General features: G+C 53.3%; 12 protein-coding genes and 1 other annotated feature. All 12 genes read right to left on the minus strand.

Annotated features, from left to right (window positions below):
• Window positions 1-28: 28 nt before the first annotated feature.
• A complete protein-coding gene (gene zapA, locus KQI79_RS12295) occupies window positions 29-1,408 on the minus strand; it encodes a cell division protein ZapA (RefSeq protein ID WP_216538532.1) in 1,380 nt (459 codons plus the stop codon).
• 86 nt (window positions 1,409-1,494) lie between these two features.
• Entirely contained in the window at window positions 1,495-3,942 is a 2,448-nt protein-coding gene (gene pheT / locus KQI79_RS12300) for a phenylalanine--tRNA ligase subunit beta (protein ID WP_216538533.1), read from the minus strand.
• 28 nt (window positions 3,943-3,970) lie between these two features.
• Window positions 3,971-5,005 (minus strand): phenylalanine--tRNA ligase subunit alpha, encoded by a 1,035-nt coding sequence (gene pheS / locus KQI79_RS12305; protein WP_216538534.1) that lies wholly within the window; start codon window positions 5,003-5,005, stop codon window positions 3,971-3,973.
• 93 nt (window positions 5,006-5,098) lie between these two features.
• Window positions 5,099-5,371, minus strand: a binding site (T-box leader).
• A gap of 330 nt (window positions 5,372-5,701) precedes the next feature.
• A complete protein-coding gene (locus KQI79_RS12310; protein WP_216538535.1) occupies window positions 5,702-6,136 on the minus strand; it encodes a GreA/GreB family elongation factor in 435 nt (144 codons plus the stop codon).
• Window positions 6,137-6,179: 43 nt separating this feature from the next.
• Window positions 6,180-6,365: a cold-inducible protein YdjO-related protein gene (locus KQI79_RS12315; RefSeq protein ID WP_216538536.1), complete on the minus strand. Its 186-nt coding sequence runs from the start codon at window positions 6,363-6,365 to the stop codon at window positions 6,180-6,182.
• 262 nt (window positions 6,366-6,627) lie between these two features.
• Entirely contained in the window at window positions 6,628-7,494 is an 867-nt protein-coding gene (locus tag KQI79_RS12320; RefSeq protein ID WP_216538537.1) for a protein phosphatase 2C domain-containing protein, read from the minus strand.
• A 31-nt stretch (window positions 7,495-7,525) separates the two neighbouring features.
• Window positions 7,526-8,812, minus strand: a complete 1,287-nt coding sequence (locus KQI79_RS12325; RefSeq protein ID WP_216538538.1) for an extracellular solute-binding protein — start codon at window positions 8,810-8,812, stop codon at window positions 7,526-7,528.
• A gap of 68 nt (window positions 8,813-8,880) precedes the next feature.
• Complete coding sequence (locus tag KQI79_RS12330; RefSeq protein ID WP_216538539.1) at window positions 8,881-10,569, minus strand: ABC transporter permease; 1,689 nt, start codon at window positions 10,567-10,569, stop codon at window positions 8,881-8,883.
• Window positions 10,520-11,659 carry an ABC transporter ATP-binding protein gene (locus KQI79_RS12335; RefSeq protein WP_216538540.1) on the minus strand — a complete coding sequence of 380 codons (1,140 nt, stop codon included), beginning with the start codon at window positions 11,657-11,659 and terminating at the stop codon, window positions 10,520-10,522. Before KQI79_RS12335 ends, KQI79_RS12330 begins: the two co-directional genes overlap by 50 nt.
• A gap of 103 nt (window positions 11,660-11,762) precedes the next feature.
• Window positions 11,763-12,827, minus strand: a complete 1,065-nt coding sequence (locus KQI79_RS12340) for an ABC transporter substrate-binding protein (RefSeq protein WP_230190776.1) — start codon at window positions 12,825-12,827, stop codon at window positions 11,763-11,765.
• 674 nt (window positions 12,828-13,501) lie between these two features.
• The gene (locus KQI79_RS12345; protein ID WP_216538541.1) at window positions 13,502-14,299 is read right to left on the minus strand and encodes a response regulator transcription factor; all 798 of its coding nucleotides are present in this window, start codon (window positions 14,297-14,299) and stop codon (window positions 13,502-13,504) included.
• Entirely contained in the window at window positions 14,274-16,100 is a 1,827-nt protein-coding gene (locus tag KQI79_RS12350; protein WP_216538542.1) for a sensor histidine kinase, read from the minus strand. Before KQI79_RS12350 ends, KQI79_RS12345 begins: the two co-directional genes overlap by 26 nt.
• Window positions 16,101-16,112: the final 12 nt, after the last annotated feature.

A 16,112-nucleotide genomic window follows, 5' to 3' on the forward strand; every position in this document is an offset into this window, starting at 1 on the left:
GGCCATCGCGAAAGAAGGCGACGAAACGTCATCGATCTTGTTCAATCAGCTCGATCCACTCGTTATATTCGTTCTGCAGCTTGGAGTATTCCTCCTGCAGTTGGCTGTACGCTTCCGACGTTTCCTTCGCTTTCTCCGTCTCCATCTCATGTTCCACTTGCAATAGACGGTATTGATGCGATACAAGTTCGAATTGTTCTTTTAAAGAATCGAGCTCCTCGTTCGCGGCGTCCAGACGCTGCTTCAACGAGCCGTATTCCGATTCGGCTTTCGCCTGCAGCGCTTCATATCTTTCGTTGGAACGTTGTTCCAAGGCGTCGTACTTTTCCTTTTCGCTCCGTTTCAACGCTTCATATTGTTTTTGCGCTTCTGTCTTCATCCGATCCCGCTCCTGCGCGGAACTCCGCTCCAACTGCTCATACCGTTCCCTTGAAGTCCGTTCGAGTTCCTCGTACTGTTCCTTGGAACGCAACTCCAAATCCGCGGACTGCTCCTGAGCGGCCAATTCCAATTCGGACAATTTTTGTTTCCATTGTTTGTCCAAAGCCGCCAATTGTTCCTGCGACCGTTTCTGCAATTCTTCATATTGATCTTGCGAGCGCTGCTCCAACTCGGAATATTGTTCTTGCGAACGTTTTTCCAGCTCTTCGTACTGCGCTTTCGACCGTTTTTCCAACGCGTCGTACTTCGCCAAATGTTCGTTGGAGCGCCGCTTCCATTGTTCCACCAATTCCTTCAGCCGTGCTTCTTCCGCTTTCCAGCCGCTCTCGCGCTGCTGCAGCTTCTCATTATGTTCCTTCAACGATTGCTGGCTCTGCTTCGTTTTGTGAAGTTCGTCCTGCAAACGGCTATGATTGGATTCCAGCAGCTTGCAACGTTCCTTCGTCTTATTCGACTGCGATCTCGCCTCTTCCAGCTGGCGTTCCAGTTCTCCGACGCGAGCTTTCAATTGGCTTGTTTGTCCTGCGGCAGCTTGTTCGCCTTCGCGCGCTTGCGCAAGCGACCGCTGCAGTTCGGCCGTTTGGGCCGTTTGGCCTTTCAATTTATCGTCCTGTTTCGCCATCGCTTCCCGCTGTTGCTCCAATTCGGCGCGCAGCCGGCCCAGTTCCTGCTGCAGCCGCTCGTTCTCCGCTTGGACGGCCTGAAGCTGCTGCTGTTCGTGCTTGCTGCGCATCGCTTGTTCCGCTTGCTCCTGCTTGCTTCGCATCACTTGCTCGGCCATATGCACGGCCGCAAGTACGGCGATGCGAGGCATATCCAGCCGCGAATTGCTTTTCGCAATTTGATGCATATGTTCGTCGACATATGCCGCTACATTTTTTACATAATCCGTGCTAGAGGCTCCGACAAGCTTATATTGTGATCCATATATATCAACGGTGACTCGTGTTCGGTCTGTTGCTGCCATGGCCGCGCCCTCCTTCAATTCGTCTACGAATACAGCCACATCGATTCGTCTAGTAAACATTTCGATGCGGCTGTACCGTTTTCCTGCTATTTTCTTAATTCTGCGGCAAAAGTTTGCTCCAAATTCGCCACGATCTGGCTATTGATTTCATTCACCTCTTCATCGGTCAGCGTACGCTCCGGATGGCGGTATACGAGTGAGATCGCCACGCTCTTCTTGCCGGCTCCGAGCTTCTCGCCCGTATAGACGTCGAATACATGCACCGATTCAAGCAAATCGCCGGCGGTCTCCTTCGCCGTTTGCACGACTTGGCCGACTTCGATCTCTTGCGCCAGCACGATCGCGAGGTCGCGTTCGACCGACGGATAGCGCGGCAGCGCCCGGTATTCGATCGAGAAATCGGCGGCGGCGTACAGCGGCTCGAGCGCGATTTCGAACACGTACGTATCGCCCAAATCTTTCGCATGCTGCAATTCCGGATGAATTTGGCCGATCGTTCCCAAATATTGTTCTTCGCCTTGCCCGGTCAAGTATACGGATGCCGAGCGTCCGGGGTGGAACCCTTGCGGTTTGTTCGCTTCGTAGCGAACCCGATCGGCGATGCCCAGATAAGCGAATACTGCATCCAAAATGCCTTTCAAATCGAAGAAATCGCAAGGCTCCGCTTTGACGTTCCACTGAGCGGCTTCGCGGCGGCCCGCGAGCAATAGAGCCAGCATCGGATTTTCCTGCGGCAATTTCGTTAAGGCCGCTTCTTCGGTGGCGAAGCTGTGCCCGATTTCAAAGATGGCGATATCTTCTTGCTTGCGGTTGCGATTGTAAGCGGCGATATCGAGCAAATTCGGCAGCAGGCTGGTGCGCAATACGCTCCGCTCCTCGCTCATCGGCATCGCGACGCGGATCGGCCGCAGCGTCTCGGAAGCTGCCGCGAATAACCCCGTATGGCCCGGATGCGTAAAGGAATAGCTGATGACTTCCTGAATGCCGCCGCTAGTCAGCAATTCGCGCAACGCGCGTCTAATTTTTTGCTCTTTCGTATATCCCCCCGGCGTCGTCGCGCCTTCGATCGGCGTTGTCGGAATCCGGTCGTAGCCGTATAAACGCGCAACTTCTTCGATCAAGTCGACGTCAAGCGCGATGTCTCCGCGGCGTTTCGGGACGCTCACTTCCAATACGCCGCCGTCCAGTTCTTCATATTCAAACTGCAGCCTTTCCAAGATCGATTTCACTTCCGCGAGCGTAAACGACGTGCCGAGATGCCGGTTTACTTTATCCAAGGCGACGCGAACGATGGTCGGCTCCGGCAACGAAACGACCGCTTCCACAATGCCTCCGGCCACCGCCCCGCCGGCGTAGCGTTCCATCAATGAGGCGGCGCGGTTCAAAGCGGGAACGACCGCTTCCGGATTGACTTCTTTCTCGAAGCGGGCGCTGGCTTCGGAGCGCAATCCGAGCTGACGCGACGTCTTGCGAATCGTTCCGCCGTCGAATTTGGCCGATTCCAGCACAATGTTCACCGTCGCATCCGTCACTTCCGAATTGGCGCCGCCCATCACGCCGGCCAGCCCGACCGGCTTCTCGCCGTCGGTAATTAACAGCATATGCGGCTCCAGCTTGCGTTCCTGATCGTCGAGCGTAACGAGCGTCTCGCCTGCGCGGGCGAGACGGACGTCGATTTGTCCGCCGGCCAATCGGTCGGCGTCGAACGCATGCAGCGGTTGACCGTACTCAAGCATTACATAGTTCGTGATGTCTACAATATTATTGATCGGGCGTACGCCCGCCGCGATCAGCCGGTTTTGCATCCATTGCGGAGACGGGCCGATCTTCACGCCGGCGATGTACCGCGCCGTATATCGGCTGCATTGCTCGCGTGCCGTAATGGTAACGCGAACGCGGTCGCTTGCCCGCACGGGGCTCTCCGTCATGTCCTTGTCCGGTTGCGGCAGCTTTACATCGCGTCCCAGAATCGCCCCAACCTCATAAGCGACGCCGATCATGCTCAAGCAATCCGAGCGGTTAGGCGTCAGATCGAGTTCCAGCACGTCGTCGCCGAGCGCAAGCACGTCGATGATCGATGCGCCGATTTCCGTATTGTCCGGCAGCACAAGAATGCCTTCCTGCTGTTCCTTGGGCAGCAGCTTGTCGTTCATGCCCAGTTCTTTCGCCGAGCAGATCATTCCTTGCGACTCCACGCCGCGCAGCTTCGCCTTCTTGATTTGCAATCCGCCGGGCAGAGCCGCTCCGACCAATGCGACCGGCACTTTCTGTCCTGCCGCCACGTTTTTCGCGCCGCAAACGATTTGCAGTTCTTCGCCCGTACCCGCGTCCACGGTACATACGTTCAACTTGTCCGCATCCGGATGTTTTTCCTTCGTCTTTACGTAACCGGCAACAACTTGGGTTACGCCTTGATTCCGATGTTCGACAACGTCGATTTCGATGCCGGCCTGCCTAATTTTATCCGCCAGTTCCTCGGCCGTTACGCCGCTTAAATCGATATATTCAGACAACCATTGATAGGATACTTTCATCGTACGCTCACTTCCTTTTATTCATGAATTATATGCGCGCAAATTGGGACAAGAAACGCAGATCGTTCGTATACAGATGGCGAATATCGTCGATGCCGTATTTCAGCATCGCGATCCGGTCCGGCCCCATGCCGAAAGCGAAGCCGCTGTACACTTCCGGGTCGTACCCGCCTTTGCGCAGCACTTCCGGATGAACCATGCCGGAACCTAATATTTCAAGCCAGCCGGTATGTTTGCAGATGCGGCAGCCGCTGCCCCCGCATTTCGCGCAAGTGACATCCACCTCGGCGCTCGGTTCGGTAAACGGGAAGAAGCTCGGACGCAAACGAATTTGCGTATTTGGGCCGAACATTTCGCGCACGAATTGAAGCAGCGTTCCTTTCAAGTCGCTCATGCGAATGTTTTTGTCGATCACCAAACCTTCGATTTGATAAAATTGGAACGAATGCGTCGCATCGTCGTCGTCGCGGCGGTACACTTTCCCCGGGCAAATGATTTTCACAGGCACTTCGCCTTTCATCGCTTCCATCGTGCGAATCTGTACCGGCGAAGTTTGCGTACGCATCAAAATTTCTTCCGAAATATAGAACGAATCTTGCATATCGCGCGCAGGATGGTTTTTCGGCAAGTTCAACGCTTCGAAATTGTAATAATCCTGCTCCACTTCCGGGCCTTCCGCGATTTTGTATCCCATGCCGATAAAAATATCTTCGATTTCATGGATCACCTTCTGAAGCGGATGCATCGCTCCGACACGCATCGGTCTGCCAGGCAGCGTCACATCGACCGTTTCCGCCTGCAGCCTCTTTTCCGTTTCTTCTTTCAAAAAGCGTTCCTGATGGGCCGAAATCACTTGTTCGATCGCCGCGCGCACCTCGTTGGCCACCTGGCCGATGATCGGGCGTTCTTCCGCGCTGAGCCCGCCCATGCCGCGCAGCACTTCCGTCAATTCTCCCTTTTTGCCAAGATATTTCACCCGCAAATCGTTCAATTGCTGCGGATCGTCGACTTGCTGCAATTTTGCGAGCGCTTCGGCTTTTAATGCTTCCAGTCTTTCCTTCATGAATCGATCTCCTCCTTCGTTCTGCTGTGCAACATGTTCCGTCTTGTTCCGTCATTCCTGTCTGCCGTCGCAACAAAAAAGGCCTTTTCTCCCGTAAGGGACGAAAAGACCGTGGTACCACCCTTGTTAGAGAATCGCCGTACCTCCGCCGCAGGAAATATGCGAACAAAACCATTTGCGGCGCGCCAATTCTCTCACTCGATCGATTAACGGCTCGAAACCGGTATCCTCTACTTCGGCGTTGCCGGTTCAAGGAACTGCTCCGGAGCGAACTTCGGCAGCCTGATTCTGTAGAGACGCTCTCAATCTGCGGCATCTCCTCCCTGTATAGAGGCGCTGCTTACTCTTCTCCATCGTTGCATTTGAATAGTGTATACGTTACAAGCTATTATATGCAAACCTAAGCTAGATTGCAAGCGTATTACCCCGGTGCAGCCGCTTGCCGCAAGAGCGGATCTTCTTCCGCCGGCGGGAACGACCGGGAACCGGGATTCGTATTGTACAAAGTATAACATTTGCGCCCCTTTCCTCGCGGCAATGATGCTAATGTTGTAAAATGTGCAACGTTCCAGGTCGATTCGGGCGGAATTGCCGCTTTTCATTGCGGTTTTGTTGCACAATATGCAGCATAGCGCCCCGTTCCGCCCTTCCGCCATTCAACATGTTGTATATCGTACATCTTGCGCAGCGCGGCAATTATGTCCGGGCTTCGAATTCGATCTGTTCGATCCGGATCGGAAGCTTGCCGTTAGGAACTTCAATCGTCACCGTCTCATCCTTTCCGGCAAGCAGCAATTGCGAACCCATCGGCGACAGAAAGGAAATGCCCCCGCCGTCAATATTCGCTTGATCCGGAAAACAAATCGTAAGCGTATCGGTTCCTCCCGTATCCAAATCGCAAATCGTAACGGTACTGCCGATGACGACTATATCGGTCGACCGCAGCCCGCTCTCCCCGGTCTCCTCAATAAGCTGTTGCACCCGTGACGTATACCGGGACAGCAAGGAGTCGGTCTTCGCGCGGGCCGGATGCTCGGGCTGCGGATAATGCGTATCGATAAACTCCAATTTCCTTTCTTTAAAATAGGAGAGTTGTTCCTTTAAATAGCGGACGATATCGTTATCTTTCATACAGATAATCCTTCTTTCGCAATAATACTTTCCAATCGGTTCGTTACATTTGCGGCAGCATCTTAACGCCGCGCTCCATCGGAGAACCGCATAACGGGCAGTCAAGCTCCTCCGGTTTCTCGTCAAACGTAAATTCCGCGCGCATCCAACCGTTGCAAGCCGCATGCGTGCAAATCCACACATCGGTTTCCGTTTCGGAAGGCCGTTGCTTTTCTTTCTTACGGTACATCGCTAAATCTCCTTGTTGTAAGCGTTTTCTGTAGTGTATTGTCCCAAATAGCAAAAACCATCGCATCACCGTCCCGTTTGATTTTCACCATTTAATGTAAATTGCAATAAATATGCACGAAGGCATCCCGCCCAGTAAGGGCGGAATGCCTCGTTTCATTCAGATTATCATTTTAGGAATGATTTGTCAACGTTTCCTCATGTCTCCACAAGCGACCTTCTCATTTGCTGAAATGTTGACTTTTTGAACTCGCAAGTTATCGTTACTCGAACGTCAATAATACGCCCGTCTTATCGTCGGATTTTTTAAATCTCGGGTAACGCTGGCATTCCGGATCGGACTCCTCCAAATCGATCAGCCATTCGGCGTATCCGCGAAGCGACTTGTCCCGAATGAGCCGCACCAACGTCTCCATCCCCGCCGCTCGCTCCGCCTCCGAAAGCTCGTAGCCTGCCGGCAAGAACAGGCCGTCCGTCACAATGAGCAGCCCCGACAATTGAATGCGGCTGATCCGGCCGTACTCGAGAAACTCGGCCAGTTCCGGTTCCCCGCTGAGCACCGCATACCCGTCCAACGTATTCATCGTTCTTTTATTATACAAAATCGTCGGTTCGACCAGTTTGCGCAATTGTTCGCGCGTCGTCATTCCTTGCTTGACGCCGTCTTCCCACATCCGTTTCGTTTGCTGGTCGATATGATCGACCTGATCGTAGGAAACGGTGCGAATGGAGCCGTCTTTATAAAACGCGGCAATCATGCAATCGCCCGCTTGCGCGTATTCGATATTGTTCTCCCCGATGCGTACGGCCGCCACGCCCGTCGTCCATAGATCTTCCTTCCGCGCGACGTCGATGCCGTGCTCCGCCATCTCCTCCCGCAACCGGGCATTGGCCCGCAATACCGCGCTATGCAGCGGGACGCTGTCCAGATCGCTTGCCGCCAAACGTTCCAATTCCCGCTTGACCAGTTGCGACGCCAAATATCCTCCGGTTTCGCCGTTCGGGCCGCGGAAAGGCCTAAGCGACGTCGCGCCGTCCAGCACGCCGAACAAACGAACCGATTCGTTCATAATTAAAGCGTCTTCGTTCCACTCGTTGCTCCCCTTTATCGTCAACGTTTCCACCTTCACGAGTGAATTCCCCCTTTATTGTGCCACTATTTCAGTCATGGGCGGCGGCGCCCGGCATTAACGGGCCGTATTCCGCCATTCGATGCGCATAAGGCGCAAGCTCCAGTTCGGCGTTCGACTCAAGCTTTTCCGTTATTTCCGCCAGCCGCTCCCATCGTTCCATATCGTCCGCGCTCGGGAACATGCTGGCGAAATCCCGTTGCAGCCGGATCACCGTACGTTCCCTTGGCCCCAGCGCTTCATCCAGAGCCATACGATCGATCGCGGCAAGCCGGGAAGGAATCTTCCCCGTTCGCTGAAGCATGCCAAGCTGCGCGTCGATGTTCGTCATATATTCCATCAGCCGAAGCGCCAGCCGTTCCTGTTCCGGCAATGCCCGCAGCATGGCTAGTCCGCTCGCGTTCGGCGTCCACTGCTGTCCCTCGAACAATGGGAAAGGCAAAACGCCGTATTGAAATTTTCCGCCGATATACCGGTCGAGCAGCGGCATTTTGCGTGACGAGCTAATCAGCATGCCGACATCGCCGTCGATAAAATCGCTCAGCGCAAAATGATGTTGAAGCGGCTTCATCACTTCGTCCTCGAACACGAACTGCTGCCACATCCGAAACGCCCTTAACCAGCTGTCTTCGCCGCGCGGCGAAGGCGCGCTTCCCGCCCAGTTCAATAAATACCACGGCGTATCGGAATCGACCGCAAGGCCCCAATGTTCGACGATGCCGTCGCCGTTTATGTCTACCGTCAGCTTCTTCGCCGCTTGCGTCATGCCGTAGACGTTCGACACGAACGAAGAAGGATTGAGATCGGCATGTCTCGCCATGTCGCCGTTATAATAAATGACCGGAACTTCCCCGCCGACAGGGAGAGCCCACCGGTATTGATTATACGTGAACGGGGCGAGCATCGCGGGATGAAATCCGCGCCACGCGTCCGCCCCGAACCGGTCGTCCAACTGCGCCAGCATGCCGCTGTCCGCCAGTTGGGCCAGTCCGTACATCCCGCCGATTTCGGCGAGTTGAGGCGCCGCGTTCGCGGAAATGGCCGCGCTCAATTCTTCGTACAACTGCCCCGCCGAACGAAATACTCTTACTTCCGCATGGAATTCCGGATTTTCGGCTTCAAATTCGTTGATGTACTCGACCAGTTCCTTCGTATAAATCCAACATTCGATCGAGACGGGCGCTCCCGTTTCTTGCTCGGCCACCCGATTCGGCGTTTGCAGCAGCCATACGCTTACAATCGCCAGCGCCGCGAGCGCCGTACCAAGCGCCAGTCCGATGAACCGTTTCTTTCTGCCTTTCGGCCGGATTGCTTGCATCAGTTTCCCCCCGGATCCATCCGTTCTGCGCCTATTATACCGCAAAACCGGCGTTCCGGCTTCAGCCGCTATACTTGCAAATCTTTTTTGCCGGTCAGCTTATTGGCAATCAACAGCGAGATGAGCGTGGAAATCGATAAGATAGAAGCGAGCGCCGCCCCCGTGCCGTAATTGGATGTAAACACTTCGCTATAGATAGTCACCGATATGGTCGCGGTCGCGCCGTAATAAAGGACGATCGTCGAGCTTAGTTCGTTAATCGTCGTGACCCAGCTCAGTATGGCTCCCGATAATACGCCGGGAATCATGAGCCGGCCCGTCGTCTTGAAGAAGGTCTTCATCGGCGGAACGCCAAGACTGATGGAAGCTTCCTCCACCCCGCGATCCAATCCTTGCAAAATAGCGGTGCTGGAGCGGATCGTATACGGCAGCTTCCGCACGACATAGGCGACGACGAGAATGATCCACGTGCCCGTCAATACGAGGGGCGGTTTATTGAACGCAATAATTAAGCTGATCCCGAGCACCGTTCCCGGCATGACGTAAGGAATCATAATTAATCCGTCCAGCGTTGCCGTTAGCTTGGAAGAGCGGCGGACAAGCACGTAAGCCAGCAGCATGCCGAACACGATCATAATGACGATCGCGATCAACGAGAAACTGTACGTGTTTATAATCGCCCGCGGCACCCGGTACAAAATTTCTCTGTAGCTATCGAGACTGAAGCCGCGATGGAATACCGGGCCTTTCGTTTTAATGAACGAAGTCACGATGACGGTCGCCTGCGGAATCATCGAAACGCAGACAACGAGCAACGCTCCGATCGTAATCAAAATGCGCGGCGTCTTGCGCAATTTCACCACTTTCGGCGTTCTCATGCCGGACATGGCGTAATTTTTGCGCGACACGAAATAGCGCTGCAAGAATAAGATCGTGGTAGAGCATAGGATCAAAACGACGCTGAGCGTACTGGCCATCGCCGGGTTGCCGCCCATTTCGCTAATGAACTGCTCGTAAGCGAGAATCGGGAGCACTTTGAACCCTTGGCCAAGCAGCATCGGCGTGCCGAAATCGGCAAACGATGCCATAAACACCATAAGCGCGCCCGCGGACAAGGTCGGGAAGATGAGCGGCAGCGTAATGCTCCATAAACGCCGGAAGCTGGAACGGCCGAGACTCTCCGCCGCCTCCTCGAGCGAGGTGTCGATCGTCTTCAGCGCCCCCGAAACGTATAAATAAATATGCGGATAAAATTGCAGCGTGAAGACGAATACGATGCCTTGCCAGCCGTACACCGAGCCGAACGGAATGCCGATATCGTTCAAGAAGCGGGTAATAAACCCGTTGTTGCCGAGCATCAAAATCCACGAATAGGCGCCGATAAACGGCGGGGAAAGCAGCGACATGATGATTAAAATATTGATGAGCCCTTTGCAGGCGATATTATACCGGGTCGTCACGTAAGCCATCGGCACCCCGATCAAAATCGCGAACACGGTCGCAAGCCCGGATACCATAAAGCTGTTAAGCAAGGCGCTGCGGAAATATTTCAACCTGAAAAAGTCGGCGTAGTTCGAAAAGGAAAATTTGCCGTCCTCGTTGTACAAGCTGGAAAAAAACAGGCTGAACAGCGGGTAAATGACGAATGCAAAGAAAAAAATGTAGCCGATTAAAATGATAAAGGTCCAGAAATCCCACTTGCGCAGACTAAGCCTTTTCAGTAGCGGCGATGGGCCGGTTCGCGCCGTTTGCTGCACTGTAAAGCACCTCCTGCCCGTTCGAGTCGAAAATAACCGCCTTCTCCAAGTTCAAATTGACATTGACCCGCTGTTTGGCCCGCAGCAGCGAATCGGGCTCGATCGCGTGCTGTTGGATGTCCAGTACGCTGCCGTCCGCGAGTTTCACCAGATAGCTGACCTTTTCCCCCAAATACGTAACGTCCGCGATTTCCCCGAGCAAATCGCCTTCGTTCTGCGCGCGATCGGGCGAAATCGAGATTTTCTCCGGACGGATCGAGAGCAGCACGTCGCCCTCGTAGCGCCGGTTCAACCGTACGTGAAAATCGCGGTTCGCCACACTGATCTTCGTCGCTCCGGTCGAGGCGTCGCAACCGTTCCCGCGCGCTTCCATAAAATTGGACGTGCCGATAAAATTGGCCACGAATCGGTTTTGCGGGAAGGAATAAATGTTCTGCGGCGTGTCAATTTGCTGAATGACCCCTTCGCTCATGACCGCGATCCGATCCGAGACGGCCAGCGCCTCCTCTTGATCATGCGTGACGTAGATCGTTGTAATGTTCAATTCCTTCTGCAAATTGCGGATGTCGGAACGCATCTTAATTCTCAGCTTCGCATCCAAATTGGACAGCGGTTCGTCCATTAAGAGCAGCCCCGGCCGAATGACGATCGCGCGCGCCAAAGCGATCCGCTGCTGTTGGCCTCCGCTCATATTCGACGGAATCCGGTCGCGCAAATGGCTGAGTTCGACCAATTCCAGCGCTTCCATCACCCGTTTTTCGATTTCTTGTTTGCCGACTTTGCGCGCGCGCAAGCCATAAGCGACATTATCGAATACCGTCATATGCGGGAAGATAGCGTAGTTCTGAAATACCATGCCGATATTCCGCTTGTACGTCGGAACATGGTTTATTTTCTGCTCGCCGAACCATATGTCCCCTTCTTCCTGCTGATAAAAACCGGCAATCGTGCGCAGCAGCGTCGTTTTGCCGCAGCCGCTCGGCCCGAGCAGCGTAAAAAATTCGCCCGCCTCGATCGTAAAATGTGCGTCGTTGACGGCTTTCTGCTCGCCGAAATATTTACTGACGTGGTCAAATCTAATTTTCTGCACGTCTATCATCCCTCCAGCCTTCTGATCGGATTGTTTCTTAGATGCGGAAAAGGGGAGATGCCTTGTCGGCTTGCATTCCGCCAGGCATCTCTTTAGGCATCGCTTATTCTTGTCCGGTTACGATTCTGTTGAATTTTTTGATCAACTCGTCTTTATTGGCAGCCGCCCAGTCGAAATCGTAATTGACCAGCTTCATTTCGCTAATGGCCGGAATGCCTTCAATCGGCTCGGCGTCTTTCCGCACCGAACGGCGCTTGAATTCCTTCTGGATGAGCGATTGAACGTCTTTGCCTACGAGGAAATCGATAAATTGCTTCGCTTCCTCCATGTTTTTCGCGCCTTTAATAATCGCAGCCCCGTCAGGTACGGCCGACGTTCCTTCTTCCGGATACATGATGCCTACCGGCGCGCCGCCTTCAACGTAACGCAGCGCCGCTTCCTCGAGCGTCACCCCGACCGGGAATTCCTTGTCCGCTACCCCTTTATATACCATGCCGGAGGAGGACAACAGCTTGCCGTCGATGTTCTCCACGAATTTCTTCACATAATTCCAGCCTTGATCGCCGTCCTTGCCGAATGCGGTCAGCATCGTTACCAACTGCGTATAGGAAGAGCCCGATTTCGCCGGATCGACGAAGGCGATTTTTCCTTTCCATTTGGCATCCAGCAAATCCATCCAGCTTTTCGGCACTTCGTCCTCTTTCACCAGTTCCTTGTTATACATAATGACCATCGGCAATGCGGCGAACGGCGTCCAGTGCTGCGAGCTGCCGATTTGCTCCGGCTGCAAATTGTCGAATTCGGACGTTTTGTACGGTTCGAAGTATTGCTTGTACGCTTCAAGCGAATCGGCGCCTCCGGCCCAGAATACGTCGCCGAGCGGATTCGCTTCTTCCGCCTGCACCCGTTTCAAGAGCTCGCCCGTTCCGCCGGAAATGAGCTGCACTTCAATGCCGGTTCGATCTTGGAATTCCTTGACGATCGGATTGTTGACCTCCGCCGCGTTCGGCGAATAGATCGTAATTTTCCCTTTCGATTTGGCCGCCTCGCCGCTACCCGATTCGCCTCCGGCTTCGTTGCTTCCCGCTCCTCCCGAACCGCCGCAGCCCGCAAGAGCCAATGCGATAATGAGCAGTGCGATCACGCCTGACATGACTCGTTTTTTCATCTCTGTTACCCCTCTCTGAATGTCTTTAACAATTACTGAATTCACTATAAACCCAGTATGAAGCGCTTTCAATGTGACGATTTTGCGAAAATCGTTTAAAAAATTGACATAGGTGTCCGGGACGCGTTACTCGAATCCATCGACGTAAAATTGCATTTGCAAGGCTAGTTTTTGCCGCAACCGCGGACAGAGGATCCCTTATTCGGCGAAAATTCCCCCGTTTCGGTCTTGAACCACTGGCTTTGTTGCATTAACTTCTACCGCCCTGCTCCCCAAGTTCGCGGACACAGGAGACGCTAATTGCGCCAACAGCCGAAAATAGTCGGATTCGATGCGTGCGCGGCTCGTTTCGTACGATTTTTCGTATACCTTTGCAGGATCAGGGCTCAAATCGGCGAGTATGTATGAAATTTCGAACTAAGTCGATGGATTGGAAGTGTGAGCCGCTTGTTTTGTACGATTTTTCGCATACCTGAGCAGGATTATACTTGAACAGGCCTTGTTACTCCGCCTGATCGATGCGGCAAAGGAAGGTCGTTTATGGATCGGGAATCATAAAAAAACTGCACTATCGCATTTTCTCCATCCGTCTCGTCGAGCGACGCGGAAAAAGCTGCGATGGTGCAGGCATAAAATACATGATTCATCATCCGCCTTGCGCGGACTGCAGCGTGTCACGTTTGCTGCAACTGCTTGCGAAATTCCGTGGGCGTTTCGCCGGTTACTTTGCGGAAAATTTGGCTGAAATAGCGCGAATCCTGATAACCTACCCTTTCCGATACTTCGTAAATTTTCAGGCTGAGATCGGCGAGCAGCGGCTTCGCCTTCTCCACGCGGATTTTCGTCAAATATTCGACAAAGTTCAGCCCGGTCTGCTTCTTGAACTGACGGCAGAAATGGCCTTCGCTCATATGCACGATCGAGGCCACCTCCTGCAGCGATATATCCTCGTCATAATGCCGTTCCAAATAGTCGTCGATGGCGCTGAAATCGTATTTTTCCTTAAGCTGCAAAGCGGGCGGCTCCTGTTCTTCCGTGCCGTTCAGCATCGCGATTTGCCATTCGAGCCGTTTCATATGGTCCACTTTGCGCCGCTCTTCCGCAATCTCGCCCGTTATGCGGCGTATAATTTTCATCAACTCGTCCGGATCGGTCGGCTTCAAAATATAATCCGCCGCGCCGACTTTAATCGCCTTTTGCGCGTATGCGAACTCGCCGAACCCTGTCAGGAAGACGATTTTCACTTGCGGATAATGGCGCGACACTTGCGTCGCCAAATCCAGCCCGTCGCAGCCGGGCATTCGAATATCGGTCAGCAAAATATCGGGCGCGCTGCATTCGATTTGCTCCCAAGCGCCGATGCCGTCCTCCGCTTCTCCGACAATTTCGCAATCGAACGATTCCCACGGAATCGTCCGTCTCAATCCTTCCCGGATGACCCATTCGTCATCCGCTATGACGATTCGATACATGTTCTCCCTCCTCCGCGCTATTCAAAACGGGTATTTCGATTTGCACCGTCGTTCCTTGCTGCGGCGCGCTGTCGATGGAAAGCCGATAATTTCGGCCGAAATAGAGAAGCAGCCTCTTCCGCACATTTTCGAGCCCGATCCCCGTCTTCTCTGGATGATCCGAAGCGTACCCGCCGCTCATAATCCGTTCGGCCGTTCCCGGGTACATTCCGATTCCGTCGTCGCGAACGACGAACCGGATGCGGTCGCCGATTTTGGCCACATGGATATCCAGCTTCCCTTTGCCGACTTTCATTTCCAAGCCGTGGGTAATCGCATTTTCGATGATCGGCTGAAGCAGCAATTTCAGCGTATACAACGATTCGAGGCTCGGATCGAGATCGAATGTCACTTCATACTTGTCGCGGTACCGGATTTGCTGAATGACCAAATAATTGCGGATTTGCCTCATATCTTCGCCGAGCGGAATAAAAGGCCCGTCCTTGCGGATGCTGAACCGCAGCAGTTCGCCAAGCGAAATCGCCGTGCGGCTAATATCGTCCACCTTGTAAATGCGTGCCATCCAGTTGATCGAATCGAGCGTATTGTACAAAAAATGGGGATTGAATTGCGCTTGCACCGCCTTCAATTCCGCCTGCTGCACCATAAGCTGCTTCTCGTACACTTCGTTGATCAGCAATTTGATTTGCTGCAGCATATTGTTGAAGCTTTGCCCGAGCTGCCCGATTTCGTCGTCGTAACGGGACGGGAACATGACGTTCATGTTGCCGCTTTCAACCTGGCGCATGAGCGAGCGCAATTTGCGGAGCGGCTGCGTCAATGTGCGCGAAATTAAATAAGCAATCCCGAAAAATACGATCACTTCCAGAACGATGACCGCGACCGTTAAATTGCGGATGCTGAGGCTGTCTTTCGTTACGGCCGCAACCGGCACCTTGCTGATCAATTTAAAGCCCGTCGCTTCCGACGTATCGTAAATGATCATCGACGAATCGCCCGACGGCTCCTTGACATTGAAGAAGCCTTTTTTGCCTTCCAGCACTTTGGGCAGGAAGCTTTCGTTCAGCTTCGTGCCGACTTGCTGTTTCGACGGAATGCTGGATATCGTATACCCGTTTCTGTCCAGCAGAAACACTTGTCCGCCCGGGTATAAATGGGCTTTATTGTATTTGTCGGCCAGCGCCGGCTCCATAATATCGATCACTAAATAGCCGAGCGGCTGGTTGGTGTCGATTTTTTTGATCAATCTGCCCGAACTGAGCACGACGCCGAAGTCGTCGATTTTCTTCATCGCGTAATGCGTATCCCATACGACATTGCCTTCGGCTAATCGCGCTTTGCGGAACAACCCCCAGTTCGGGTTAAATTCCGCGTACGGATTCGGCAGCAAATCGCCCGTAAAATACCGGTCCCCGTTCAATCCGAGCAAATAAATTTCAATATCCCAATTTTTGAACCCGAGAAACGATTCGAGAATGCGGTTCATTTTTTTCTCGTCTTCGTACTTTTCGACAAGGCTGCGGTTCGGATCTTTCGCAAGCACCTCTTGAATGTCGGAGCTTCCGTATATATACATCGAAAGCTGCTCGATATCCCGGACGAAATAATTGAGGCTGAAATTGACTTGCGATAAATTTTCCAACACCGTTTGATATACTTTTTCCTGGATAACATTCGACGATTTGTAGTATGAAAACGTGCCGAGTAGCGCCAGCGGAATGACGGAAAGAAGCAGAAACAGCACGATCAGCTTGTTTTGCAAGTTGATCCCGTTCACGTATCGCTGCAGTTTGGCCAGCATCGTTGCCTCTCC

The sequence above is a fragment of the Paenibacillus sp. MSJ-34 genome (assembly GCF_018918005.1).
GTDB lineage: Bacteria > Bacillota > Bacilli > Paenibacillales > Paenibacillaceae > MSJ-34.

What these genes read in the sequence shown, in the direction of transcription:
- zapA (WP_216538532.1), bottom strand. Translation starts at nt 1,408, where the DNA reads ATGGCAGCAACAGACCGAACACGAGTCACCGTTGATATATATGGATCA.
- pheT (WP_216538533.1), bottom strand. Translation starts at nt 3,942, where the DNA reads ATGAAAGTATCCTATCAATGGTTGTCTGAATATATCGATTTAAGCGGC.
- pheS (WP_216538534.1), bottom strand. Translation starts at nt 5,005, where the DNA reads ATGAAGGAAAGACTGGAAGCATTAAAAGCCGAAGCGCTCGCAAAATTG.
- KQI79_RS12310 (WP_216538535.1), bottom strand. Translation starts at nt 6,136, where the DNA reads ATGAAAGATAACGATATCGTCCGCTATTTAAAGGAACAACTCTCCTAT.
- KQI79_RS12315 (WP_216538536.1), bottom strand. Translation starts at nt 6,365, where the DNA reads ATGTACCGTAAGAAAGAAAAGCAACGGCCTTCCGAAACGGAAACCGAT.
- KQI79_RS12325 (WP_216538538.1), bottom strand. Translation starts at nt 8,812, where the DNA reads ATGCAAGCAATCCGGCCGAAAGGCAGAAAGAAACGGTTCATCGGACTG.
- KQI79_RS12340 (WP_230190776.1), bottom strand. Translation starts at nt 12,827, where the DNA reads ATGAAAAAACGAGTCATGTCAGGCGTGATCGCACTGCTCATTATCGCA.
- KQI79_RS12345 (WP_216538541.1), bottom strand. Translation starts at nt 14,299, where the DNA reads ATGTATCGAATCGTCATAGCGGATGACGAATGGGTCATCCGGGAAGGA.
- KQI79_RS12350 (WP_216538542.1), bottom strand. Translation starts at nt 16,100, where the DNA reads ATGCTGGCCAAACTGCAGCGATACGTGAACGGGATCAACTTGCAAAAC.